Origin of the sequence: Peribacillus sp. NPDC058002 (assembly GCF_042886655.1) — a bacterium.
GTDB classification, from domain to species: Bacteria; Bacillota; Bacilli; order Bacillales; family DSM-1321; genus Peribacillus; species Peribacillus aracenensis.
In genome coordinates this window covers 1-22,846 of the sequence record NZ_JBHVQU010000065.1, presented here as the reverse complement: position 1 = coordinate 22,846, position 22,846 = coordinate 1, and the positions used below count along the sequence as shown (strand labels likewise).

At 41.7% G+C, this 22,846-nt stretch carries 24 protein-coding genes; 5 read left to right on the top strand and 19 right to left on the bottom strand.

Translation table 11 applies throughout. From position 1 onward, the window contains the following. Positions 1–183 precede the first annotated feature (183 nt). The 9 genes from ACFVSH_RS13390 to ACFVSH_RS13350 all read right to left on the bottom strand — a co-directional run bounded on the left by ACFVSH_RS13390 (position 184) and on the right by ACFVSH_RS13350 (position 11,183). Entirely contained in the window at positions 184–1,656 is a 1,473-nt protein-coding gene (locus tag ACFVSH_RS13390; RefSeq protein ID WP_387599732.1) for a UDP-N-acetylmuramoyl-L-alanyl-D-glutamate--2,6-diaminopimelate ligase, read from the bottom strand. 158 nt (positions 1,657–1,814) lie between these two features. After that, positions 1,815–3,737: a stage V sporulation protein D gene (locus ACFVSH_RS13385; protein WP_387599729.1), complete on the bottom strand. Its 1,923-nt coding sequence runs from the start codon at positions 3,735–3,737 to the stop codon at positions 1,815–1,817. A 116-nt stretch (positions 3,738–3,853) separates the two neighbouring features. Further along, complete coding sequence (locus tag ACFVSH_RS13380; RefSeq protein ID WP_387706357.1) at positions 3,854–6,010, bottom strand: penicillin-binding protein; 2,157 nt, start codon at positions 6,008–6,010, stop codon at positions 3,854–3,856. 2 nt (positions 6,011–6,012) lie between these two features. After that, positions 6,013–6,369 carry a cell division protein FtsL gene (gene ftsL, locus ACFVSH_RS13375; protein ID WP_101224576.1) on the bottom strand — a complete coding sequence of 119 codons (357 nt, stop codon included), beginning with the start codon at positions 6,367–6,369 and terminating at the stop codon, positions 6,013–6,015. Positions 6,370–6,402: 33 nt separating this feature from the next. Continuing rightward, entirely contained in the window at positions 6,403–7,335 is a 933-nt protein-coding gene (gene rsmH, locus ACFVSH_RS13370) for a 16S rRNA (cytosine(1402)-N(4))-methyltransferase RsmH (RefSeq protein ID WP_034313911.1), read from the bottom strand. A 52-nt stretch (positions 7,336–7,387) separates the two neighbouring features. Next, a complete protein-coding gene (gene mraZ / locus ACFVSH_RS13365; RefSeq protein WP_034313914.1) occupies positions 7,388–7,819 on the bottom strand; it encodes a division/cell wall cluster transcriptional repressor MraZ in 432 nt (143 codons plus the stop codon). A 344-nt stretch (positions 7,820–8,163) separates the two neighbouring features. After that, positions 8,164–9,792 carry a bacillithiol biosynthesis cysteine-adding enzyme BshC gene (gene bshC / locus ACFVSH_RS13360; protein WP_387599721.1) on the bottom strand — a complete coding sequence of 543 codons (1,629 nt, stop codon included), beginning with the start codon at positions 9,790–9,792 and terminating at the stop codon, positions 8,164–8,166. Between the two features lie 109 nt (positions 9,793–9,901). Continuing rightward, a complete protein-coding gene (locus ACFVSH_RS13355) occupies positions 9,902–10,294 on the bottom strand; it encodes a DUF3397 domain-containing protein (RefSeq protein WP_192203958.1) in 393 nt (130 codons plus the stop codon). Positions 10,295–10,298: 4 nt separating this feature from the next. Further along, entirely contained in the window at positions 10,299–11,183 is an 885-nt protein-coding gene (locus ACFVSH_RS13350; protein ID WP_387706355.1) for a 2-dehydropantoate 2-reductase, read from the bottom strand. 465 nt (positions 11,184–11,648) lie between these two features. Between ACFVSH_RS13350 and ACFVSH_RS13345 the strand changes: the two genes are divergently transcribed. Then, positions 11,649–12,137 (top strand): N-acetyltransferase, encoded by a 489-nt coding sequence (locus ACFVSH_RS13345; RefSeq protein ID WP_192203956.1) that lies wholly within the window; start codon positions 11,649–11,651, stop codon positions 12,135–12,137. Between the two features lie 44 nt (positions 12,138–12,181). Here ACFVSH_RS13345 and ACFVSH_RS13340 read toward each other — a convergent pair whose 3' ends face one another. The 4 genes from ACFVSH_RS13340 to ACFVSH_RS13325 form a co-directional block, all read right to left on the bottom strand. Continuing rightward, positions 12,182–12,802, bottom strand: a complete 621-nt coding sequence (locus ACFVSH_RS13340; protein ID WP_387599716.1) for an RsfA family transcriptional regulator — start codon at positions 12,800–12,802, stop codon at positions 12,182–12,184. A 78-nt stretch (positions 12,803–12,880) separates the two neighbouring features. After that, a complete protein-coding gene (locus ACFVSH_RS13335; protein WP_387706353.1) occupies positions 12,881–13,645 on the bottom strand; it encodes an enoyl-CoA hydratase/isomerase family protein in 765 nt (254 codons plus the stop codon). A gap of 148 nt (positions 13,646–13,793) precedes the next feature. Then, positions 13,794–13,967 carry a 50S ribosomal protein L32 gene (gene rpmF / locus ACFVSH_RS13330; protein WP_034313929.1) on the bottom strand — a complete coding sequence of 58 codons (174 nt, stop codon included), beginning with the start codon at positions 13,965–13,967 and terminating at the stop codon, positions 13,794–13,796. Positions 13,968–14,032: 65 nt separating this feature from the next. Next, entirely contained in the window at positions 14,033–14,554 is a 522-nt protein-coding gene (locus tag ACFVSH_RS13325; protein ID WP_260284185.1) for a YceD family protein, read from the bottom strand. 218 nt (positions 14,555–14,772) lie between these two features. Here ACFVSH_RS13325 and ACFVSH_RS13320 point away from each other — a divergent pair, with 218 nt between their 5' ends. Continuing rightward, positions 14,773–15,978: a nucleotidyltransferase gene (locus ACFVSH_RS13320; RefSeq protein WP_387706351.1), complete on the top strand. Its 1,206-nt coding sequence runs from the start codon at positions 14,773–14,775 to the stop codon at positions 15,976–15,978. A gap of 92 nt (positions 15,979–16,070) precedes the next feature. Here ACFVSH_RS13320 and ACFVSH_RS13315 read toward each other — a convergent pair whose 3' ends face one another. Beyond that, entirely contained in the window at positions 16,071–17,096 is a 1,026-nt protein-coding gene (locus ACFVSH_RS13315) for a SepM family pheromone-processing serine protease (protein WP_387706349.1), read from the bottom strand. Beyond that, entirely contained in the window at positions 17,086–17,883 is a 798-nt protein-coding gene (locus ACFVSH_RS13310; protein WP_192203951.1) for a patatin-like phospholipase family protein, read from the bottom strand. The genes ACFVSH_RS13315 and ACFVSH_RS13310 overlap by 11 nt, the downstream gene beginning before the upstream one ends. Positions 17,884–18,190: 307 nt before the next feature. Here ACFVSH_RS13310 and ylbJ point away from each other — a divergent pair, with 307 nt between their 5' ends. Further along, positions 18,191–19,408, top strand: coding sequence for a sporulation integral membrane protein YlbJ (gene ylbJ / locus ACFVSH_RS13305; RefSeq protein WP_387599703.1), 1,218 nt, complete (start codon positions 18,191–18,193; stop codon positions 19,406–19,408). A 40-nt stretch (positions 19,409–19,448) separates the two neighbouring features. Here the strand turns inward: ylbJ and coaD are convergent, their stop codons facing one another. Next, positions 19,449–19,940 carry a pantetheine-phosphate adenylyltransferase gene (gene coaD, locus ACFVSH_RS13300; RefSeq protein WP_192203949.1) on the bottom strand — a complete coding sequence of 164 codons (492 nt, stop codon included), beginning with the start codon at positions 19,938–19,940 and terminating at the stop codon, positions 19,449–19,451. After that, a complete protein-coding gene (gene rsmD, locus ACFVSH_RS13295) occupies positions 19,941–20,516 on the bottom strand; it encodes a 16S rRNA (guanine(966)-N(2))-methyltransferase RsmD (protein ID WP_034313946.1) in 576 nt (191 codons plus the stop codon). It abuts the gene before it with no gap. 474 nt (positions 20,517–20,990) lie between these two features. On the opposite strand from rsmD, the gene ACFVSH_RS13290 reads away from it, so the two are divergent. Further along, positions 20,991–21,380: a DUF7147 family protein gene (locus ACFVSH_RS13290; RefSeq protein WP_260284180.1), complete on the top strand. Its 390-nt coding sequence runs from the start codon at positions 20,991–20,993 to the stop codon at positions 21,378–21,380. A gap of 54 nt (positions 21,381–21,434) precedes the next feature. Here ACFVSH_RS13290 and ACFVSH_RS13285 read toward each other — a convergent pair whose 3' ends face one another. Beyond that, the gene (locus tag ACFVSH_RS13285; protein ID WP_048684554.1) at positions 21,435–21,710 is read right to left on the bottom strand and encodes a YlbG family protein; all 276 of its coding nucleotides are present in this window, start codon (positions 21,708–21,710) and stop codon (positions 21,435–21,437) included. A gap of 136 nt (positions 21,711–21,846) precedes the next feature. Here ACFVSH_RS13285 and ACFVSH_RS13280 point away from each other — a divergent pair, with 136 nt between their 5' ends. Beyond that, the gene (locus tag ACFVSH_RS13280; protein WP_387599700.1) at positions 21,847–22,167 is read left to right on the top strand and encodes a hypothetical protein; all 321 of its coding nucleotides are present in this window, start codon (positions 21,847–21,849) and stop codon (positions 22,165–22,167) included. 145 nt (positions 22,168–22,312) lie between these two features. Here ACFVSH_RS13280 and ACFVSH_RS13275 read toward each other — a convergent pair whose 3' ends face one another. Continuing rightward, complete coding sequence (locus tag ACFVSH_RS13275) at positions 22,313–22,762, bottom strand: YlbF/YmcA family competence regulator (RefSeq protein WP_387600270.1); 450 nt, start codon at positions 22,760–22,762, stop codon at positions 22,313–22,315. Between the last annotated feature and the right edge of the window lie 84 nt (positions 22,763–22,846).

Genomic DNA, 22,846 nt, shown 5'->3' with positions numbered 1-22,846 from the left:
TTTCCGCGGGGCGGCCGGTAAGCCTCCTCGGCGTAAACGCCTGTGGGGTCTCACCAGTCCCGTTGCTCCCGTAGGAGTCTCGCACTTGCGCTCCATCAACCTTAAATCGTTTAGTTTTAAAAAACAACAATCTTTACGAAATGAGCCTTTCTTATTTTTCGCAAAGGCAATTTCAGCTTTGGTTCAAATTGAACCCAGACGACTTTGAATCGCCTTTTCCGCTTCTTCACGGTCATCGAAGTGAAGCACTTCGTCACCGACCAATTGATAGGTTTCATGACCTTTTCCGGCTATTAATATAACGTCGCCCTCTTCCGCCTTGGTAACAGCGTAAGCTATCGCCTGCCTGCGATCTTCAATAACGGTATATTCTTTGCCTGCTACACCAGCTTCCATATCCCGTAGGATCTGGGCAGCATCTTCACTGCGCGGATTATCCGAAGTGAAGATCGGGTCAGTCGCCAAGCTGCATGCAATTTCGGCCATGATGGGACGCTTTGTCTTGTCGCGGTCCCCGCCGCAGCCCACTATCACGAAAATTTTCTTTCTGGCAAACTCGCCAACAGTCTTTAGAACATTTTCTAAACTGTCCGGAGTATGGGCATAGTCAACAATGACAGCGAAGTCCTGATTCGCTGTAATGAGCTCAAAACGGCCTGCAACACCTTTTATATCCTCGATGGATCTAATTGTCTCATCTAGATCGTTACCGGCGCACAAAGCAGCTGAGATTGCTGAGAGCACATTATAAACACTGAACTTACCAATTAGCTTCAGCTGAATGTAACGTTCTTCTTTACCTGCTGTCAAGGTGAACGATGTGCCATTTGCATCAATTTGTATATCCTTGGCCCTGATATCTGCTTCTTTGTCTATGCCGTATGTTACGACTGTAGCGGCAGTCGCTTTAATGAAATCAGCTGCTGCCTCATCATCGGCATTAAGCACAGCATATTTAGGACGATTTTCTATGTAAGCATTGCCTAGCTGTGAGAAAAACAAGGATTTTGCCTGCCTGTATCTGTCCATGGTTTTATGAAAATCCAAATGATCCTGTGTGAGATTCGTAAAGACGGCAATATCATAATCACAGCCATGGACGCGTCCAAGCTCAAGTGCATGCGATGAAACTTCCATAATCGCAGTGGTAACGGATGCTTCGGCCATTTCATGAAAAGCCTTCTGCAGCGTAACGCTATCTGGCGTCGTATTCTTAGTTTCATATACCGTATCGGCAATTTTTGTATACATCGTGCCAATCAAGCCTGTTTTTTCTTGTCGATCCTCGAAAATTTTTTCCAATAAGTGACTGGTCGTCGTCTTTCCATTCGTACCTGTAATTCCGATCAAGCGCATCTTTTGAGTTGGATGGCCATAGAATGCATCGGCAAGCACCGCCATCGCCCTGCTCGAATCCCTGACTATGATCACGGGAACATCGAGGTCAAGCGGCCTTTCGGCAATGACTGCTGCAGCTCCATGTTCTACAGCAAGTCGGGCAAAATCATGGCCATCGACTGTATAACCTTTTATACAAACAAATAAACTTCCGTCTATGACTTTACGGTTATCATTTTCAATGGAGGTGATTTCAGGATTTTCTCCTTCATACGTAAATAAGGAGTGTAAATAAGATAATAATTTGTGAAGCTTCATTTTTCCATCCCTCTCAACTTAATTTGAGGATTCATTATATGTGATTAGCCTTGGCTTGTCGAGAAACCAATTTCAATTATACGGGGTTATCCCGACTCCGTAAACAAAGCGGCTGATGATTCTTCAGCCGCTTTAACTATTCATATATTATATTATACTTATTCTGTATTTTCGCCAAGATAAATTCTTATTGTGGAGCCTTGTTTTACTTTAACACCTGGATCGGGGGCTTGATTTATGACTTTATCCCCATTTCCGGCAATATCCAGCTTAAGGTCAATGAGCTGGGTTTGCAACTCTTTTTTGCTGATACCCACAACGTCAGGTACCTCGACCATGACCGGATCCGTCCAGACCGTTTCCTTCTCAATCTGGTTTTTCCTTGGCTTGACGCCCATGGCCCTAAGTGAATCCTCCATGATATTCCCAACGATCGGTGCGGCAACGACCCCGCCGAACTGTACCGTTCCTTTAGGATTGTCCACAGCTATATAAACGACGATTTGCGGATCATCCGCTGGGGCGACCCCGATGAATGAGAGAATATAATTATTATCAAGGTATCTGCCATTTTCAGCTTTTTGGGCTGTACCCGTTTTCCCGCCAACTCGGTACGACTCCACGAATGCTCCCTTACCGCTACCTTGGGCGACAACGGATTCAAGTGCTTCACGGACTTTCTTCGAGGTCGCTTCTGAAATCACTTTTTTCTTCGCCTGCGGGGTCTTTCGCATCAGTACTTCCCCATTTTTTGGATTAACAAGTTCCTTCGCGATATAAGGTGTATACAAAGTTCCTCCATTTACGGCCGCCGATACCGCTGTCACCTGCTGAATGGGCGTTACGGCTACACCTTGTCCAAACGCTGTCGTTGCCTGCTCAACCGGACCCACTTGATCCATGTTGAACATGATTCCTTTTCCTTCTCCGGTTAAATCAATCCCTGTCTTTTGACCAAACCCGAAATCACTTATATATTTAAACAGCTTGTCTTTACCAAGCCGGTTCCCTAATTCTACAAAACCAGGGTTACATGAGTTCTCGACGACTTCAAGAAAAGTCTGGTCCCCATGTCCTCCTCTTTTCCAGCAATGCAGTGTAGACCCTGACACTTCCACATGTCCGGAATCGTAAAAATGTTCCTTTTGTAAGTCGACCTTCCCTTCCTCAAGCGCCGCAGCAAGCGTGATGATCTTAAAAGTCGAACCTGGTTCATATACACTCCAAACTGGTAAATTACGGTTATATACTTCTGAAGGTACATTTTGGAAGTTGGCCGGATCGAAGGTTGGCCTGCTTGACATTGCCAATATTTCCCCTGTATTCGGGTCCATCGCAATGGCAATTATACCATCGGGATCATATGTAGCCTCCGCATTATCGAGCTCCCTCTCCACAATTGTCTGGATTTTACTATCGATGGTTAGCTTCAAGTTATCACCATCAACAGGGGGCTTATAGTCATCGGCCATATTTTCAAGTCTTTTCCCTTTAGCATCGGAGTAAAATTTCACGAATCCCTTTTCCCCGCTTAGTTCCTTATCATATGACAATTCAATACCCATCAACCCTTGATTGTCAGAGCCTGTAAAGCCAAGAACATGCGAAAGGTATTCACCAAATGGATAATGGCGCTTTGAATCCTCAGCGATGTAAACGCCCTTTATCCCTAATGCTTTAATTTCCTTCGCCTTTTCATGAGATATCTTTCTGCCTTCCGGAATTCTGACGCTCATCGCCTGTTTCGTTAACCATTGATAAGCCTTTTCCTTTGTCATATCCAATATTGAAGCAAGCTGTTCCGACGTCTCCCCAGGATTCTCAATCTGTCTTGGGATGACATAGACTGTTGGTGCAGATATATTCGTTGCCAGCTCAACACCATTCCGATCCAGAATTTCTCCTCGTTTGGCTTCAAAAGGAATATTCCTGCTCCAGGAATCTTTAGCCAGCCCCGTCAACTTATCCCCTAGATAAAACTGTACAATTCCCAATCGGATATCAATGATAAAAAAAACAACGATACCGATCGCCAATGCGATTGCCAGCCGTTTTCGGACAGTAACATTCGAAACACGCAAAAACAGGCACCTCCATTTCATACATGCTTCAATATATGCTTGTCTACTCGATGCTAGACTACAAACTTTGTTTGAAAGAATTAAAGAGGGGATCCATTTGGATCCCCTCTTTATCTTCACTCTGTTTTCCCTTTTGTCGGTATATCTTCACCAGCCCCCTCAGGCTGGGATAATTCAATATTGAATGTCTCTCCTTCCTTTACTTTTTTCCCAGCCTCAAGACTTTGTTTACTCACATATCCAGTACCTTCAGTTTTTAGATCCAGTTTTGCAACCTTAGCCAATTTCATAACATCGCGCAGGGACCATCCCTTCATGTCAGGAGCTTTCATTTCGCCTTCCGTCCTGAGGATTACCTTTTCACCCTGTAAGAGTACGCTCCCCGCTTTTGGGGATTGATCGAGCACTTTACGTCCACTTCCTATCGTACTTACATCATAGCCAAGTTCCTTCAGTTCTTTGACAGCTGAACTCCCGGTTTGATTCGCATAGTCCACGATTTTATTTGCTTTTTGTTTTTTCACCTCAGAAGGTTTTATGTTTAGATATTGCAGGCTATTTTGCATAACAGGATTAAATATCTCTGACAATGGATCAGCCCCAACATAAGATACACCTAACTTCGGCTGCTTGACCGCCACATACATGACCAACTGCGGATCATCTTTTGGAGCCATGCCTAGAAAGGAGAACACATAGTTATTTTTCCCTTCTAAATATCTACCTGTCGGACCCGCAATTTGTGCAGTACCGGTTTTCCCCGCTACTTCATATCCTTCAATGGCATATTTTTTCCCTGTTCCTTTTTTCGCGGAAATTACCGTTTCCAAATAATCACGTACTTGTTTTGCAGTTTCTGCCGAAATCGGTTGCCCTGTAACTTTCGGCTTAGTTGTTTTCAGAATTTTTCCAGTATCCTGATCAGAAATGCTTTTTATCACATACGGCCGCATCATTTTCCCGTCATTGGCTATTGCGGATGCAGCTTGGATTTGTTGAATCGGTGTAACGGTCGAACCCTGTCCAAAGGAAGTAGTAACTTTTTCAAGCTTATACTTGTATTGAATTTTTCCAGTTATCTCGTTCGGCAGGTCAATTCCCGTTTTTTTATCAAATCCGAACTTAGTCAAATACTCACGGAAAGTATCCGCTCCTATCTTATCCATTGCAAGAGTAGCAAAAGCGACGTTGGAGGAACGTTGAACCCCTTCAAGAAAGGTCATGCTCTTCCCTCTTTCGATTCCGCTATGATCTCCGATTTTCCCTGATCCGGCTTTGTAGGTTCCAGCGACAAAGCTTTCATTCGGATTAAAGACCCCTTCCTCAACAGCTGCGGCAAGGGTGAATGTTTTCATGGTTGATCCCGGTTCGAAGGTTTCTTCAATAGCCAGGTTCCGCCAAGTATCCGTAAGACCGACTTTCGTTGTCGGATGGAAGGTAGGCCTTTGCCCCATCGCCACGATTTCCCCCGTTTTCGGATTGGAGACAATCGCTATGATTTGTTCAGGATCGTATTTTTCCTGCACTTTGCTCATCGAGTCTTCCAAGAATGTTTGTATTTTCTTGTCGATGGTAAGCATGACATCATTGCCATTATCCGGAGCAACAACCTTTTCTTCCTTATCAGGTAAGAGGAAGCCCCATGAGTCACTGTCATATGTCAGCTTCCCATCCGTTTCCTGCAATTCTTTATTGAGGTACCTTTCGATGCCGAATTTACCAGCCATTTCTCCCGTTTTTTCATCCTTTTCTACATAGCCAATCAGATGGGAAGCGAAAATCCCATTAGGATAAAAACGTTTATTGGTCCTTCCGAATGTAATTCCCGGCAGTTCCAATTTTTCTATTTTCTGCTTTGTGACCTGAGTCAAATCCTTGCCGGCACTGCCAAACTCCACCTGGTATGCCTTTTTTTTCGTAAGTCTTTCATAGATGTCCTGTTCATCCATGTCGATATATTTAGCAAGCTTATTGGCAGTCATCTCCGGATCCTTGACATGCTCCGGCTCCTTTTCACTGAGTACCGCCCTTAAGATATAGGAGGAAGTATCCTCGGCGATGACTTCACCTTTAGTATCGAGTATGCTTCCCCTTTTTGCTTCTATGACCTGTTTTTTTTCATATTTCTTGTCGATTTTTGAAGCCAGTACCTCCCCGCCTGCTGTACCTGTCACCTGAATATACAAAAAGCGGCAGACTAACACAAAAAAGAGCAGGCCGAATAAGAAGAATAATCCGGCTGCCCCATGCTTCATATTTTTTTGTTTCTGCATTATCACTGCACACCCTTCACATTATTCTCATTTAACTTGAACCCTAGCGCTGCAGCTTTTTTCCAGATTCTTTCGTATGTACTAAGTTCAGCAACCTGCACTTTCAAATCATCATTCACTTTACCCTGTTCTTCAATCGACGTTTCCACTAGCTGGATTTCTTTATTCGTTTCATAGATGGCCGCTTGATTAGAGACTATTTTCACTCCCATAAAGGTAACCATGATAGCAAGGGCACATAGTAAGAAAACTTCACCAATGGATATCTTCGCTTTACGGATGACCACTGTTTGGTGCGTCTGTTGCTGCTGTTGGTCTTCATATTGCTGTTCTTGTATTTTTTTGGCTATGGAACTCATTCATGTTCCCCCTCTACTGATTTTTTTCTGTATTTATTGCTTTTCGGCGATTCTTAGCTTAGCCGACCGGGAACGATTATTCCCTTCCAATTCTTCTTCAGATGGCAAAATCGGTTTTCTCGTAATTATTTTCATAGTTGGTTTGAATTCATCCGGGATAACTGGAAGTCCAGGCGGAAGGTCCGGCATGCTGCTGGCTTTTTTAAATACCGTTTTACAAATTCTATCTTCTAGTGAATGGAATGTAATGACAGATATTCTTCCTTCTTTATCCAAAAGTGATATGGCTTGCTCCAAGGAATCTTCAAAGACACCAAGTTCGTCATTCACAGCGATTCTTATTGCTTGGAACACTCGTTTCGCAGGATGTCCGCCTTTACGTCTTGCCGGGGCTGGTATCCCATCCTTAATTAACTCCACAAGTTCGAAGGTCGTTTCAATCGGTTTTATTTCACGTGCCGCTTCAATTTTCCTGGCAATTTGTTTCGAAAACTTTTCTTCGCCATATTGGAAGAAAATTCTCAGCAAATCATGGAATGACCAAGTATTCACGACATCATAGGCAGAAATGGCAGCACTTTGGTCCATCCTCATATCCAATGGTGCATCATGGTTATAGCTGAAACCACGTTCTGGTGTATCCAATTGTGGGGATGAAACACCCAAATCATATAGGATCCCGTCCACTTTCTCGATTCCGCGGGCATTCAACTCTTCTTTTAAGTATTTAAAATTATTAGGAACAAGAACAATACGTTCGCCATAGCTTTCCAATTTTTCCTTGGCATTCCGAATCGCCGTTTCGTCCTGATCAAAAGCATAAAGCCTACCCTTGTCAGAGAGCTGTGAAAGTAAGTATTCGCTGTGACCGGCTCCTCCTAAAGTACAATCCACATAAATTCCATCAGGTTTGATGTTCAATCCATCAACCGTCTCTTTTAATAACACTGTTGTATGTTGAAACATGTTAGACATCCTTCCAATCGGTTATTGAGTGACCCTATTTCTGGGGGCAGCCTTAAATATCAAAGCCAATCATATTTTCTGCTATCTCAGCGAAAGAATCCTCAGAAGCTGAAAAATAGTTTTCCCAAAGGGATTTGCTCCAAATCTCAATACGATTGGTAACACCAAGAATTACACATTCTTTTTCCAATTGGCCATATGAAGTAAGCGGCGTGGGGATATTAATACGCCCTTGTTTATCAATTTCGCATTCTGTAGCAGCAGAAAAGAAAAAACGGGTAAAGGCTCGGGCATCTTTTTTTGTTAAAGGCAGGGCTTTCAGCTTTTCTTCAAGCAGCTTCCACTCTTCCATAGGGTAACCAAATAAACATTGATCGAGTCCGCGGGTAAGGACAAATTGCTCCCCGAGATTTTCCCTGAATTTCACTGGGACTATCAAACGGCCCTTTATATCGATGTTATGATGGTACTCTCCCATGAACATACCCAATACCCCCACATTCTAATCTCAATGTACCACATTCCCCCACCTTTCTCCACTTGTTTTTACTTTCTCCTTCCAAGTAAAAATTCCCTTCTTTTCTACTTAAGTTTATTTAGCCAAATTATTTACAGAAACGTGCACATCCCGCGAATGGACTCAGACTAAGACGCAGCCCCACCATTCCTGTCGAAGAGACTACCTGACAAGTGCCCAGGAAACAGAAAAAAAGACAGGCTTTAGCACCTGTCTTTTTTTACATTTTTAATCCCTCCGGCAGGATTGGTTTGCGGCAACCTTATTCAATATGATGTGTCCGCCACTTTTCCCCAAAACGGATGGTTTTTCTAAATAAAAATCAATTTATGCTGATTATTGAACCGGTATTCCAGTTTCATCATATCCCGTACGAACTCTGGCCCGTATTGATTCAAGTAATAAAACACATTCCAAATCCTCTCCTGGGGTGATCCAAGAGGGTACAGTGAATTTGCGATCCGTTCATATTTTTTCAATGTGACAGAATGCCGTTCCTTTGTACGGTCACCGATTTTGCCATACATGAAATTCAATTGCTTTTGAATGAATTCAATGTTTTTGTTCAACATCGGCTCAAGTGCTCTATCTAAAGAGACAGCGTGGGCAAATAGCTTTTCATGGTTCTCTTCAAGCTGTGATTTCAGTGTCCCGAACAGGGTGTCAATCGTCTCATCTTTCACCGAATCAAGGTAACTTTTCACAGCATTAGCGGTTCCTTCGGTCAGAACAGTTTCCAAACTGAGTTCCATTTCTTCAAGGTCGCTATGGATACTGCGCTCTACCAGCGTGATGTTTAACCTAGGAATGATTGGGGGCATCTTCATGGAAAACAACTCAAATGCCTTTTTTAATTCTGCCCAATAAGCTATTTCCCCTGGTCCAGAAACGAAAGCCAATACAGGGAAAAGCATTTCCTGCATGAGCGGGCGTGTAATGACATTGTTGCTTAATCGTTCTGGATGATTTTTGGCAATCTGCAAGAGTTCCTCCCTGGTAAATGATACCTCACCGTTTTTACCGCTGAAACCGCCTTCTACACGTTCGAGTAAACATCGATCTTTTTTTTCTGGATCATAATAAAATAAATTAGCTGCCCGATTATCCATTTCAATCATTTTTGCATACCCTTTCGCATGCATGAATGATTGCTGTTCCTCGACCACTTCAGCAATCCGTCCACTTTCATTGATCATCGATTCAAAGTATGCCTTCTCAATTCTCCTTAACTCCGGATCTCCGGCATCAACTAGTAAAAGGCCATATTCTTTGAACCATTCATGAATCAGTCTGGCAAAGAAGTCAACGAAAGTATTCGATTGCTTAATGGTTTCCTTCATATCAATCAGGAGTTTATTCGTAAAGGCCGTTTCTCCATAAGTTTCAATGATTTCCTCAAGCCACTTCTCAGCCTTATCCGTTTCCAGCTCTACATCAGAAACCATTGTTTTATAAGGCTGATAGGAAGGATAGGATTTCTTATCGGGTTTACCGTTTTTCATAACATAAACATGATTGACTTCAGCCAAATCATGATCTTCCCCAGCTATCCAAAAAACTGGAATGACTGGCTGCCCCAATTCTTTTTCCTGTTCTTCCGCAAGCTTAATGATCGAAATCACTTTATGAATGGTATACAGCGGCCCTGATAATAACCCAGCCTGCTGTCCTCCAATCACCACAACGGAATCATCCCTGCGCAACCTTGCAATATTCGCCTTAACTGTCTCACTGATTGAAAAACGAGACATGTATTGTTGTATGTAATCCGACAATTCATCACGTAAAAAAGAGCGGTTCATCAATTCATTATATCTATTGAGATAAATGTCAGGCTTAGACAAGTCATAGTGAAAATAATCCTCCGTTTCAAGACGGTTTTGTAAATAGTCCGATGCAAAACGGTTTAAAGATGGTAACGCGAGATCTTTCATCTCCATTTCTGTTCTCCCTTTCTCTGCAACTACAATTCTTTTTAGAGTATAACATTCCGGTTTAAGAAAACAAAAGAAGTTGCCCAGCAGCAGAAAATTGATGCGATGTTCTATGTTATGTAGTAAATATCTTCGTAATACTTGTAATTATTCCGATGGAAAATAATAGAAGGTAAGCTACGAAAAAGAAGGCGAAGTTCACTCTCCAAAAACCCTTTAATACCTTATGGAAAATGATTTCTTCTTTTACCTTGTAATGGACAAGGACCACCACGAATGCGTTGATGATCATGATCAGCATGATCACCCAAAGAATTTGCTTATCCCAAATCGTAATGATCAAATAATGGACGGATAATACGAACAGCAGCGTACTCATGTCCATAGCAAATTGAACGGAGCGCCTATGGTTTCCAGTAAATTGTTTGGCACTGATAAAAAAAAGTAAATACCCTACGAAAGGCAAGGTAATAAATATCGCGGCAAGGCTTGAAACTACGTACGGCACATTCTCATCCCCCCTGAGATTCTTTTCCTTTGACCATCTTATATAGAGAAGATGTCAGGCATTCACTTTTCCCTTTACTCTTTGCCTCCGAGAGGATATGACCCAAAATAGCATCAATTTCCGTTTTGCAGCCATTTTCTATATCTTTCAGCATTGACGATCGATTTTCTGCAGTTGACATACAAACGGATTTCACATGTTCAAATGCCTTATCCTTATTATGAACCTCCAAAATACTGGAGATTTCCCCGAAAAGTTCTTGAAATAATTGGTAATAGTAGGGGTTAGTGATTAAACCGCCATTTTCCACACCAAGTATCGCCGTTAACGGGTTTATCACTGCATTAACGACAAGCTTATCGATCAGCATCGAGTGAAAATCCTCACTCTTCGCAAAAGGAAAATGGTCGATCCTTTCATTCACTAACGATAGTTGCTCAAGTTCCCCTTTAAAGGAAGCGACCCTTGTAATGCCTTGCCCAGTATGCTCCACGGTATTCCCGTCATGTTTCATTGCCCCATGCTCCACTACCCCCACATATATGGTCGGGGATTGAAGCTGCTTTAAATAAGATATATGCCCATAGCCATTCTGCAAGAATAGCATTGGAACCTGAATACCTTTGATCCTAGGCAATATTTGCGGCAGGTGATATTGCTTGACGGCCAATATTAGAAGCTCCACATCCGATATCCCATCATCCAGGCCCTTGGAAATGATGCCTGTCAGCAGCCTGCTTTCACCATCCGTAATAAGACGGATCCCATCACGTTGGATGATGGACGCCTGATCCGCAGTATGAGTATAAAGTGTCACACCATGTTTTTCACTTAAATGAGACGCAAACAGCAGCCCTATGGCCCCTCCCCCAATGATTCCGATTCTCATAATACCCTTCCTTACTTTTTGAAATATATTCCCTATTTTATCACATTATCTTTTTTATCCTGCATCAATTTTCCCATCGTTGGAAAACACAGCACACGTATTTGAATGAAATTGAACTGCCATTAACAATGGCTCGTCATAAAATACCAATGGAAAGAACTATTAATACGCCATTGAAGATATATTTTCTTCTTTAAGCGTTAATTTAATGGTATATTAGATACGAAAAGCTTAGCCATTTTGAATACTTTTAGGAACAAAAGATAACTCCAAACTCAACCCACGGGAAATTTAAGGGAAAAGGACGGGGGATAAAAGGCTATAAGCATTTAGACAGCTAGGATTAGTCGATGATGTCATACTAGATTTGACCTAAGCTGGAATTCCACATGGTAAAGATCAGTGGGATGACTTTCAAAGGGTACTATCGGAAGAGGTTTATCAGAATTAAGGGGGAGCTTTTTTATGGAATACAAGGTGGAACGATTACTTGTAAATTTTAAAACGCTTGAGGAATTCAAAAAATTCAAAGAATACGGGATACAGGAACTGTCAATGCTAGATGATTTAGAAGGTAACATCATCGAAAATGACAGCCAATCACCTTTTTACGGAATCTTTTATGGCGACAAACTTGTAGCACGCATGAGCCTGTATAAAAGAAGCGCTAAATTCGACGAGTATTTTGACAAGTCCAGGGACTTCCTTGTTCTTTGGAAACTTGAAGTCCTGCCTAACTATCAGAAAAAAGGTTATGGAAGAGCTTTGGTCGAATTCGCCAAAAGCCTGAACATGCCTATCAAAACCAATCCAAGAGTTCATTCACAAGACTTTTGGAAAAAGATGGGTTTTTCTGCTGTTTCCTATGATTTGGACAGGGACCTCGGAGAAAACCCGCTGATTTGGAGCCCATTTGACATACAAGATAATAAAGAAATAGATACACAAGAATAAGGAAGCACCAAGAAAATGCGGGCGGATTTTCCCACCCGCATTTTTTATTTATTGACCCTTTCTAGATTACCATTCTTATCCATTTGAAAACTCACCTTCGGATTAGTCTTTTCGCCCTCTTGTACACTAAGTTTTCTTGCGCGCTCCATAATCTGCATTAACGCACGGTAATCTTCCTCAACAGCTTTCAGGTTTTCTTTAAGCAATTCATTTTCTTCCAACAACCGGACATTTTCCCGTTCAAGAAATAGGGACCGCTCAGAAATCCGTTCTTTTTCCTTATTATCAAGCTGAAAGAATTCATCCATTTTAGTTAAATATAATATAACTTCCTGAAGGGTAATAGATTCTTTCTCTTCATGCTCGGGTGCTTTTTCTCCAATCGTGACATTCTCCACCGCTGCAACCGAATCCCTTTCCATTTCAGGATTATCGACTACCTGTTCTTTCCTTTGTTTTTTCGCCAGCTCTATCCCTGACTTATATTGCTTCCTTACAAATGAATTCCAACGGAACCCACAAGCGGCAGATGTCCTCGATAACTGTTTCCCCACTTCTTCAAACGCCTTTAATTGTGTACTGCCCTCTCGTATATGCCTCAGTACCACTTCAGCCAACAACAGATCCTCATCATGAGTCCATGCATCTTGTCTCGCAATCGTCATCTCTCTACCTCCCAGCAAGTTTTAATTCATAATATGCACATGCTAGGAAAGATAGAAGATATATAGAGCGTGTAATATTTATTTTTTCTTTTTTAAAAAACGATCGACTGCAGCATGATGCTCATCACTTGCCCACAGTTTAGCACATTCCCGGATTTCCGCGTCCATTCTTCCTTTAAGCCCGCTACCCTGCCATTTACGGACCAGCAATCGTTTATAGGCCATCAATACCCCTATCTCATGGCTGAGAAAATCTTCTGCGAACCTTTCCCATCCTTCCGTACCTTCTCCGACTATCTCATCTACGAAACCAAATTCCTTTGCTTCCTCAGCTTTATGTATTTTTGCATCCAATAATAGCTTTAGCGCTTTTTGCTCTGGTATTTTTTCAAGTAAAAGTGAAGCTCCGCCCCAGCCTGTCGTTATTCCCAGGGTACCTTGCACAAACCCTAGCTTGACTTCGCTCTTTGCTAATCTGAAATCACAAGCTGTCGCTATTTCGCATCCACCGCCGAAAGCACTTCCATTGATGAGCGCTATTGTTGGTTTTGGGAAAACTGCTAGTTTATACAGAATTTCACCCATTTTCGATAACATAGCAAAGGCCTCTTCTTCTGTGTGCAAATCCTGAAATTCCCTTAGATCCCCGCCTGAACAGAATGCCTCAGATCCCGCCCCTGTCAGGACTAGCAACTTAACTTCATCATCGAATGCAGCTTCTGACAATATCGACTCAAGTTCGTCCATCAATTGATAATTCACGGCATTCCTTTTCTCCGGTCTATTAAATAAGAGCTTCATGAAACCGCGTTTATCCTTTTCAACTTCAATCACCTGATCCATGTAAACACCTTCTCCAAAATCATCGGCAAACATAAATGATTCAAAATATTCTGCCAAATATATTTGTAAAAAAAGCACAGAGAAAAATCCCTGCGCTTTGATTAGCGTGTTGCATCAAGAAAGCAAAGCTCTCAAGTAGGTCAAGAAATTATTTTGCGACAACTTCTTTTCCTTTATATGTTCCACATTCTTTACAAACGTGATGTGAAAGAGTCATTCCACCACAGCTCGGGCATTCTACCATACCAGGTACTTGAAGCTTGAAGTGCGTACGACGTTTTCTTTTTACAGTTTTCGACGTTCTTCTAAAAGGTACAGCCATTATTCCCACCTCCTTAAAAAATATAAAAAAGCTGGAAAAATCGGATTAACGATTTTTCGTTCCAATCAAGATTCTTTATTGTTGTCAAAAAAGTCGGCAAGCTTTGCAAATCTCGGATCAACCTTGTGCTCATTTTCCTCTTCAGAAATAACGGCCCAGTCTTTCCCGGATTGAGGAGCAGCTTCGTTCGAATCGACATCCTCACAAAAAACCTGCATCGGAATTTCTAGCAATAAATTTTCTTTAATTACCGGTATTAGGTCTACAACTTCACCTTCCACAACAGTGACATCATCTCCGTAGAAATCAGCGCCATCTGCCTTTAAAAGAAAGGTTTCCTTTGTATCAATATCAATCGGATATTTAACGTCTACCAGTGTACGGGAGCAAGGTAATGTTAATTCACCTGAAAGATGCAAGTGAAAAGTAATCTCGGTCGGGCTGATATCAGCTCTTCCTGCTACTCTGATCGGAGAAACATCGCGAATTTGCGGGTCTCTTTCTCTAATGTCCAAGACATCCACCAGTTCATCAAACCGTAAATCTTTGTCCCGAATTTTTTGAAGTTGACTAATCGTCCATTTCAAATGAAATCACCTCAAGGCAACAAAAATAATTATAGCTTTCAATTATAAGTTTGTCAATATTTTTTCTTTACACTATAATGTAGTCATCCTAACTGATTGTCTAAGTTTAAAAATCATTTCAAACAAAGAATCCGGACGATTACTTATAGTAATTTTACTTGAAATACTATTTTAGCACTAAGTTGATAAAATACAAAGTTTTTCTCTGAGGTGAACGAATGAAAGCTTGCGGTTTAGTAGTCGAATATAACCCTTTTCACAATGGACATGTTTTACATGCAAGAGAAAGTAGAGAAAAAACAGGGGCAGATGTTGTGGTCGCTGTTATGAGCGGACCCTTCTTACAGCGTGGCGAGCCCGCTATCGTCAGTAAATGGACACGTGCCGAAATGGCCTTGAACGGCGGCATAGATCTTGTCATTGAGCTGCCCTATGCTTTCGCGACACAGAAGGCGGAAATATTTGCCAAAGGATCTATTTCTCTTTTGGAATCCCTTGGCTGTGACTCCTTTTGCTTTGGTAGCGAGGATGGCAGAATTGAACCATTCATCACCGCCCACAGAATTCTATCGGATAATTCCGCTGCATTTGATGCCGCAATTAAATCGGCTATGGATGCCGGTAATAGTTATCCGGCCAGCGCTGCCCAGGCTTATCGATCGATCATCAATGATGATGCCGAATTGGATTTGACGAAGCCAAATAATATTCTTGGCAAGGAATATGTAAGTACTGCACTTTCAAACGGCTACTCCATTCGCCCTTATACGATTCAAAGGGTCGCTGCCGGATACCATGAAACAAAGTTGTCCAAAGACCCTATTGCCAGTGCAACGGGGATACGTAAGGCCATCCATGAACATCAGGAGTTAAATTCCGTTTCCAGTTATATTCCTCAACCGACTCTGAATGGTCTTGAGCAATATTTAACGCACTACAATGCTTTGCATGACTGGGAAATGTATTGGCCCATGTTGAAATACCGAATCCTTTCTTCCTCTTTAACCGAATTGGCAGGGATATACGAAATTGCGGAAGGCATTGAACACAGGATAAAGGAGATGGCCAAACGATCTTCGAGCTTTTCGGGATTCATGGCAGCCCTGAAGACAAAACGCTACACATGGACACGGCTTCAACGAATGTGTGTCCATATATTGACTCATACAATAAAGGAACTGATGATTCACAATGACCAACCAGCCTATATCAGACTTCTTGGCATGAATGGCCGGGGACAAGAATATCTTCGCACTGTAAAAAAAGGCTTATCCCTCCCGCTCATCTCTAAACTTTCGTCCTATCAGAAACAGGACATCGATACGGACTTGCGAGCGGCACAGGTGTATGCACTGGGCTTGCCGGAACCATATCAGGCTGCATTGATGAAACGGGAATATGAATCTCCCATCATTTTTAAATGAAGAATGGTTTAAGCTTTGCCCGTCCATCCTTAAAAATTAAAAATCAATCATCAAAAAAAGCGCAAACAGTAGATGACTGCCTGCGCTTTTTTTCATTTTTCTTTTCCTTTTAGCTTCGTTAAATAGGCTATTGCATCATCAAAGTTGTCCACCGGCACGATCTTCATGTCCGTGTCGATATCCTTTGCTGCAATAAGTGCATCTTCATAATTAGAACCTGCTGCTCCGTTTTCATTCGGGGCAAAGAATATTTCGGCTCCAGACTTATCGGCTGCAACTATTTTCTGTTGAATTCCGCCAATTGGACCGACTGTCCCATCGTCGGACATCGTTCCTGTACCCGCTATGTCATATCCTTTTGTAAGATCGCCCTTTGTTAATTGATTATAAATTTCCAATGAAAACATTAAACCAGCAGAAGGACCGCCTATTTGTTCTGAATCTATGGAAATCGCCGGTTTTGTGTTCACTTTTCGATTATCATCCAGCGAAATGCCTATCCCTACCCTGTTTGGGTCATTTTTAAAAGGCTGCAAAGAAAGAACGGCCGTTTTCTCCGTCTCTTCCCGCTTATACACTATTTTAACTTTGTCTCCAGCCTTCTTTCCGTTAATATAGTTCATGAATTCCTGTGCAGACTTGAATTTAACATCATCGACCTGAATGATTTGATCGCCCGCTTTCAGCTCTTTAGCTGCCGGCATTCCTTTTAGCACGTCCAAAACATATACACCCAGGTACTCGTATTCGACCTCTTTCCCTGCTTTTTCATATGCAATCTGAATGGCATTATTTTTAGAACCATCCATTAAGTGCAGCTGCCTGATATTATATTCTTCATCTGTTTCATCTTCGCTTCGAATGGAGGTTTCCGGATAAAGTTCCTGATATTTGCTCCACTTCGCCAGCATGTAGGAATATACATTCGCCCGGCCCATCCTTACAGTGGTTAACATAAAGCTTCCTTTTGCTTCATCTCCTCCGGATACCTCAATGATTGGCTCCAATTCTTTGGCCATTCCTGGTTTTGATACATAAAAAGGTAGGGAATAAAGGGCTGATGCTATGAGAAGTATAGCCACCACCAGGAAAGTGCGTACATACATTTTACGGCTCATCTTCAAAGGACTCCTTCCAAGTAACAATACTCTGCTTAATTTGATCTATCTTTCCTCTTGCTGCTTCTTCTCCAATACTAATTATTTCCTGTACATTTGTAAATGATTTCGAGCTGTATTTCTCCACCCTGGGACGTATCATGACGTCTGAGGCAAACTCCCTGCTTTTAACCAGCTCCATTTGCAGGATATCGAGGCTTTGCATGATGACGTCATAAATGGAGTTTATCTCCATATCCTGTTTTACGTGGGCTACATCCACACCAATTATGATGTCTGCTCCCATATCCTTCACGACTGAAACAGGAACCCTGTCAACCACTCCTCCATCAACAAGCAGTCTGTTTCCGATTTTTTCGGGAATGAAAATGCCGGGAATGGAGATGCTTGCCCTTACAGCCGGTGCGATGGGACCTTCCTGAAAAATGACTTTTTCCCCCGTTTTTATATCAGTGGCGACCACTGCCACAGGAATATCAAGTTCTTCAAATTTTTTGCCATATGTAAATACCCTGATTAAATCCTTTGTCCGTTTCCCCGAAATGAAGCCCATTTTAGGTATGGTGAAGTCTAAATAATACTTTCGCTTAAATGCACGGGACAACTTATACAGCCTCTCGATATCCGAACCCGCTCCATAAAAGGCAGCAACCATTGCCCCCATGCTGCTTCCGGCAATCATATCTATCGGAATGCCTTCTTGCTGCAATACCTTTATCACGCCAATATGTGCAAACCCCCTAGCTCCTCCTGACCCAAGTGCAAGCCCGACCTTTGGTTTCGCCAAAGATATCCCTCCCGCTGTAACTAGTTCAAAATATTGAAATAACACTCATTCAAAGTTATGGTCTTAAACGGATTTATAGAAGCATATTATTTATATTGACAGTGAAACAAGCCTGGCGGATATAACCCATGTAGCCAATAAAGTGAGGTCTTCATTGAAATCCCATTGTGCGGATCATCCTCATTTATACATGTCGGTACAATCCAAATTCCATCATGCGCTTACTTTTTGAGAAAAGGAAGTTCATATTTTATTATATACGAAACGAACTGCCCTTATTTAGAAACCTTCAAGAGGAGGCTGAATTTTGCTAAAATCAAAATCCAAAACAGTACTGTTGGCTACCTCCGTCACGATGATGGCAGTTGGCTTGATCATCTTCCCCCAAGAATCCTTTGAGGCTTCCAAAGGCGGACTGAATATTTGGTGGACAATTGTTTTCCCTTCGCTTCTACCTTTCTTGATTCTTTCAGAGTTATTAATCAGTTTCGGCGTTGTCAGGTTCATTGGCGTCATGCTCGAACCATTTATGCGTCCCTTATTCCGTGTACCAGGAGTGGGCGGTTTCGTTTGGGCGATGGGACTTGCATCAGGGTTTCCCGCTGGAGCGAAATTCACTGTAAGGCTTCGTCAGGAAGAACAATTGACCCGCATCGAAGCTGAAAGACTCGTTTGTTTTACTAATTCATCCAATCCATTGTTCCTGTTCGTTGCCGTTGCCGTTGGGTTTTTCCATAATCCTCATTTAGGTATCATCCTTGCACTTTCCCACTACCTAGGAAATTTTTGTGTAGGCATCATCATGCGTTTTTACCGTTGGAAAGAAGAAAAATCCCATACAAATGCAATGGCCAAGCTCCCTTCCATAAGACTAGCCTTTAGCCAAATGCATCGAACCAGGATAAAAGAAACAAGACCATTTGGCAGATTACTTGGAGACGCGGTTCTCTCATCCATTCAAACCCTATTAATGATCGGGGGGTTCATCATTCTCTTTTCGGTGGTGAACAAGCTTTTATTTCATATGAATATTACCGGATTGCTGGCTAACGTGGTCGGAGGAATTTTACATATTTTCAATTTCCCCGATTCCTTAAGCCTTCCCTTCATATCAGGCATGTTTGAAATGACTCTTGGTTCAAAATTAACCAGTACGGCCGAAGATGCGACACTCTTTCAACAAACTGTGATGACAAGTTTCATCTTAGCTTTCAACGGTTTCAGCATTCAAGCGCAAGTTGCCAGCATCATTGCCGCAACAGACATTCGTTTCACTCCCTTTATTCTGGCAAGGATAGCGCATGGCCTTCTGGCATCCATTATTACCATCTTACTTTGGGAACCATTATATAAAGGCAATATGTACAGCGGCAGCCCGATAAACGCATTCCCAGTCAGCGGCTCAGGTGAACACGCGAATTCGCTATATCAGAACATGCTTGATTTCGGACCCATTCTAACACTCGTATTTTTGATCCTATACATCATCATATTTACCAAAAGGCTATTCAAAGGACTTTCGTAAACCGAAAAAAGAGCATTGCTCGTAGGCAATGCTCTTTTTTCTATCCTTTCAGTCCCTCGTATTTTTTGGCCAGAGCCTTCTCGACGACGCTCGGCACTAGTTCGGAGATATCCCCGCCATACTTCGCAACCTCTTTCACGATACTTGAACTCAAGAAAGAATATTGATTTTTCGTCATGATAAAGAATGACTCTATTTTATTGTTCAGGAATCGGTTCATCGAAGTTCCCTGCATTTCATATTCAAAGTCGGAAGTCGCCCTCAATCCCCTGATGATGGCATTCGCGGAAACGCTTTCAGCATAGTCGACCGTCAATCCCTGATAGAAATCCACTTTAACATTCGGCATATGGGCCGTCGCTTCAGTAATCAAATCCAGTCTCTCCTCCACAGTAAAAAGTGAATTTTTCGCTGAATTGTTCACGATGACCACATATACCTCATCAAAAACATTCGCTCCCCTTTGAATGATATCAAGATGACCAAATGTTATTGGATCAAAACTCCCCGGACAAATCGCTATTTTGGACATTCATAGTTCCCCCTGTTCGTGTACGTTTCCCCATTGATAAATCGTTACGGCAATGACGCCATAAACTTCTTTTCTCTTAACGGTAAAGTCACCAACTTTTTCTGGCAATGTAACATCATGGCCATGCTCACAAACAATGTATCCCATATCGTTCAGCAATCGGTATTTATGTATTTCTTCAAGAATTTCGACAAGCTTTTGTTTCTTATAAGGTGGATCAAGAAAAATCAATTCAAAAGTCATTTCCCTTTTCACCAAAGCCTTCAGTGCACGCTCTGAATCATTTTTATAAACTTCTGCACGGTCTGAAAACTTGCATAGTTCCAAATTGGCCTTAACTGTTTGATTCGCTTTAAAATCACGGTCGACAAATATGGCTTTATCCATGCCTCTGCTTAACGCTTCAATTCCCAGTCCACCGCTTCCGGCAAACAAGTCGAGGACCAGCCCTCCTTCGAAATAAGGACCAATCATATTGAAAATGGATTCCTTGACTTTATCAGTAGTCGGCCGGGTTCCTGTACCCGGTACAGCCTTAAGTGGTCTTCCTTTGCAAATTCCGGAAACGACCCTCATCATCCTCACCACATTTTATGACAAATTTCTGTTACTTTCCTATCCTAACATATTAGAAAAAGCTAGCCAATATTTAAACCGATTTGGCTTCATTTCCAAGATGAAAATCGACTTATCATTTCGGACCATGAAAGGAAGATATCCATTCTTTTTATAAATCTTTTACATTTTGAATAATAAAGTGGTTTTTGGCAATAATGTGAATAACAACATTCCTTTTTAGGTGTTGTTGCCAACCGCGGAGAAGGCTTACGTTTCCCCATAAGTTCTTCCTCCGGTTTCTCCTCTCCCTTTGCCTTCTGGTCCATAGTTAGACTTAGAAGGACCCTGCATATTTTTGCAGGGCTTTTTTTTTGATAAACCTCTGATATCTAATTTTCTTTGTCATGATTCATCAATGAAGTTGTCCTTCTCTTTTATGAGGGATAATGATAAAGTAATGAATAATAAGTTAGTTAGTTAGGAGAGGTTTAATTGATTCAACGTTTTATTGAAATTGGACAAGGATATTCCGATATATATGAGTTGCTGGAAGTAGGCCGCAATCATAAACATCGAGTAGCAAGGCTTTTGGCCATGCATACAACTATTGATGATAAAAAGGTAACGTCATTGGTTATCGTCATGCAGCCCACAGATCCTGGTAAATTCCAGCCACTTTACATTTGCCGTGAAGGTATACCAAATCCTCATGCCACCAAAAACAAACGCTATGAGCTTTTTGAGAACTTAGCGGAGGAACTGGATAGACCAATTATTGAAATTGACGTGAAACCTTCGGTGCTCTTTGCAGAAATCGAATTGTACTACCAACACTTAATCGGCATTTTGCGAATGAATAGATATCTGCCCCCATTAGGTTGAAAGATACTGATGCCAGAAATTGAAAAAGGCTGACTCCGCATGAGTCAGCTTTTTTCAAATCCCCATTTTATAATCATATTCTTTCGCTTTATCCGGTTTGGAGTTTTCGAACTCAACCTTCAAAAAAGGCTTGTAAGAAAGGTCCACTTTTTTAACGAACGAATAATTATTCAGCTTTTCCACTAGTGGTTCCACTTCATCCATATTCGTATAAAGCACTACATATTTCAGTTTTTTTGAAACATAATGGATATTCCCAAATTTCCTAAGCATTTTGGCTTGTTTCAATGTATGTAAATAGACGATGATTCCCTGTCTCGCTCCAAGCATATCAATAACTCCCTTTTATAAAGGTTTTAACTAAGTGTAGCATAGCAGAATCTTTACTTTCAACCAAGAAAAAAGATTATAAACAAAATTCTCTCACTATTATGAATATAAACACTGTGAAAGGAGCCAAACAACGATGGATTTAAACCAAATTTGGAGTCAATTTATTGATCATCTATTAGATAATGATGAAATTACCCAAGCTTCGGTAAAAAAGTTCACAGGTATACCATTTATATATATCCATTATCATCCGGTACAAAATGGTAATAAGCTTTCTTTCTTAATAAAAAAAGCCGCAAGCCTTTCAATGCGCGGCAAGCAGCTTCATTGCGAAACCATTTTCGTACGGCAGGAAGAACGTATATATGTCTTCCGGCATCGTTTTTTTGTACCGCAGCAAAAGATGTTTTGCTGCGGCAACCTTTGTCCGGATTGTATCTTATATCGCAGTTAATCGCTTTATAACGTATCCGGTTGACCCACTGTATCGACGAAAGTTCCTTACATGACACAGCCAACGAACTCCGTAGCAATGTCGAATTTCGGAAGGCTGCATTTCTTATATACCGGCCTGAATGTTTACGATTCTTGCCATTAGCTTAAGCAGAGCATCCACAACTTCCGCCGGTTCCGCAGCTTCCCGTTGAACATCCACCTGATGAAACAAAAAATGGATTCCCCGCTGGGGTTTTGACCTGTTCAGAAACGGCTCGGCCAATTTTTCCGCTTATTTCATCAAGAACGGTTTGTAACTCGGTCTCCGCCCCCTTAAACCTCGCCACAGCAGGATGCATATCCATGTCTCGTTTAGCTTGTCTAGTTTCTAAATTGATGCGTTTATAATCCGGATGATATTTACCGAACCTTTGAACATCTTCAAATAGATCCTTTAGCGAAGTAAACTTGGAAATTTTCCGCTGTGCCTCTTTGTCGCTTTGTAATTTATATAAACTAAGGAGGTATTCTTCCCCTATTTCAGAATGAAGGATCATTTCAGCTAATCCATCAGCCTGTTGTAAAATGTCGATGATTTCCATAGTAGCAAGCATTAACAAGCTCACCTCCACATCCATTCTACCATTTCTCCCTTTTAGATGCTAATGGTTTGATTAAATCGAGGAAGTGATATGTAC

Bases quoted from the DNA above. Each gene is read 5' to 3' on its own strand.
- ACFVSH_RS13285 (WP_048684554.1), bottom strand. From the start codon at position 21,710: ATGCTTGGAGCGAGACAGGGAATCATCGTCTATTTACATACATTGAAA.
- ftsL (WP_101224576.1), bottom strand. From the start codon at position 6,369: ATGAGTTCCATAGCCAAAAAAATACAAGAACAGCAATATGAAGACCAA.
- ACFVSH_RS13320 (WP_387706351.1), top strand. From the start codon at position 14,773: ATGAAAGCTTGCGGTTTAGTAGTCGAATATAACCCTTTTCACAATGGA.
- coaD (WP_192203949.1), bottom strand. From the start codon at position 19,940: ATGTCCAAAATAGCGATTTGTCCGGGGAGTTTTGATCCAATAACATTT.
- rsmD (WP_034313946.1), bottom strand. From the start codon at position 20,516: ATGAGGGTCGTTTCCGGAATTTGCAAAGGAAGACCACTTAAGGCTGTA.
- mraZ (WP_034313914.1), bottom strand. From the start codon at position 7,819: ATGTTCATGGGAGAGTACCATCATAACATCGATATAAAGGGCCGTTTG.
- ACFVSH_RS13280 (WP_387599700.1), top strand. From the start codon at position 21,847: ATGGATTTAAACCAAATTTGGAGTCAATTTATTGATCATCTATTAGAT.
- bshC (WP_387599721.1), bottom strand. From the start codon at position 9,792: ATGGAGATGAAAGATCTCGCGTTACCATCTTTAAACCGTTTTGCATCG.
- ACFVSH_RS13390 (WP_387599732.1), bottom strand. From the start codon at position 1,656: ATGAAGCTTCACAAATTATTATCTTATTTACACTCCTTATTTACGTAT.
- ACFVSH_RS13380 (WP_387706357.1), bottom strand. From the start codon at position 6,010: ATGCAGAAACAAAAAAATATGAAGCATGGGGCAGCCGGATTATTCTTC.
- ACFVSH_RS13275 (WP_387600270.1), bottom strand. From the start codon at position 22,762: ATGCTTGCTACTATGGAAATCATCGACATTTTACAACAGGCTGATGGA.
- ACFVSH_RS13315 (WP_387706349.1), bottom strand. From the start codon at position 17,096: ATGAGCCGTAAAATGTATGTACGCACTTTCCTGGTGGTGGCTATACTT.
- ACFVSH_RS13335 (WP_387706353.1), bottom strand. From the start codon at position 13,645: ATGGATCAGGTGATTGAAGTTGAAAAGGATAAACGCGGTTTCATGAAG.
- ACFVSH_RS13350 (WP_387706355.1), bottom strand. From the start codon at position 11,183: ATGAGAATCGGAATCATTGGGGGAGGGGCCATAGGGCTGCTGTTTGCG.
- rsmH (WP_034313911.1), bottom strand. From the start codon at position 7,335: ATGTTTCAACATACAACAGTGTTATTAAAAGAGACGGTTGATGGATTG.
- ACFVSH_RS13340 (WP_387599716.1), bottom strand. From the start codon at position 12,802: ATGACGATTGCGAGACAAGATGCATGGACTCATGATGAGGATCTGTTG.
- rpmF (WP_034313929.1), bottom strand. From the start codon at position 13,967: ATGGCTGTACCTTTTAGAAGAACGTCGAAAACTGTAAAAAGAAAACGT.
- ACFVSH_RS13345 (WP_192203956.1), top strand. From the start codon at position 11,649: ATGGAATACAAGGTGGAACGATTACTTGTAAATTTTAAAACGCTTGAG.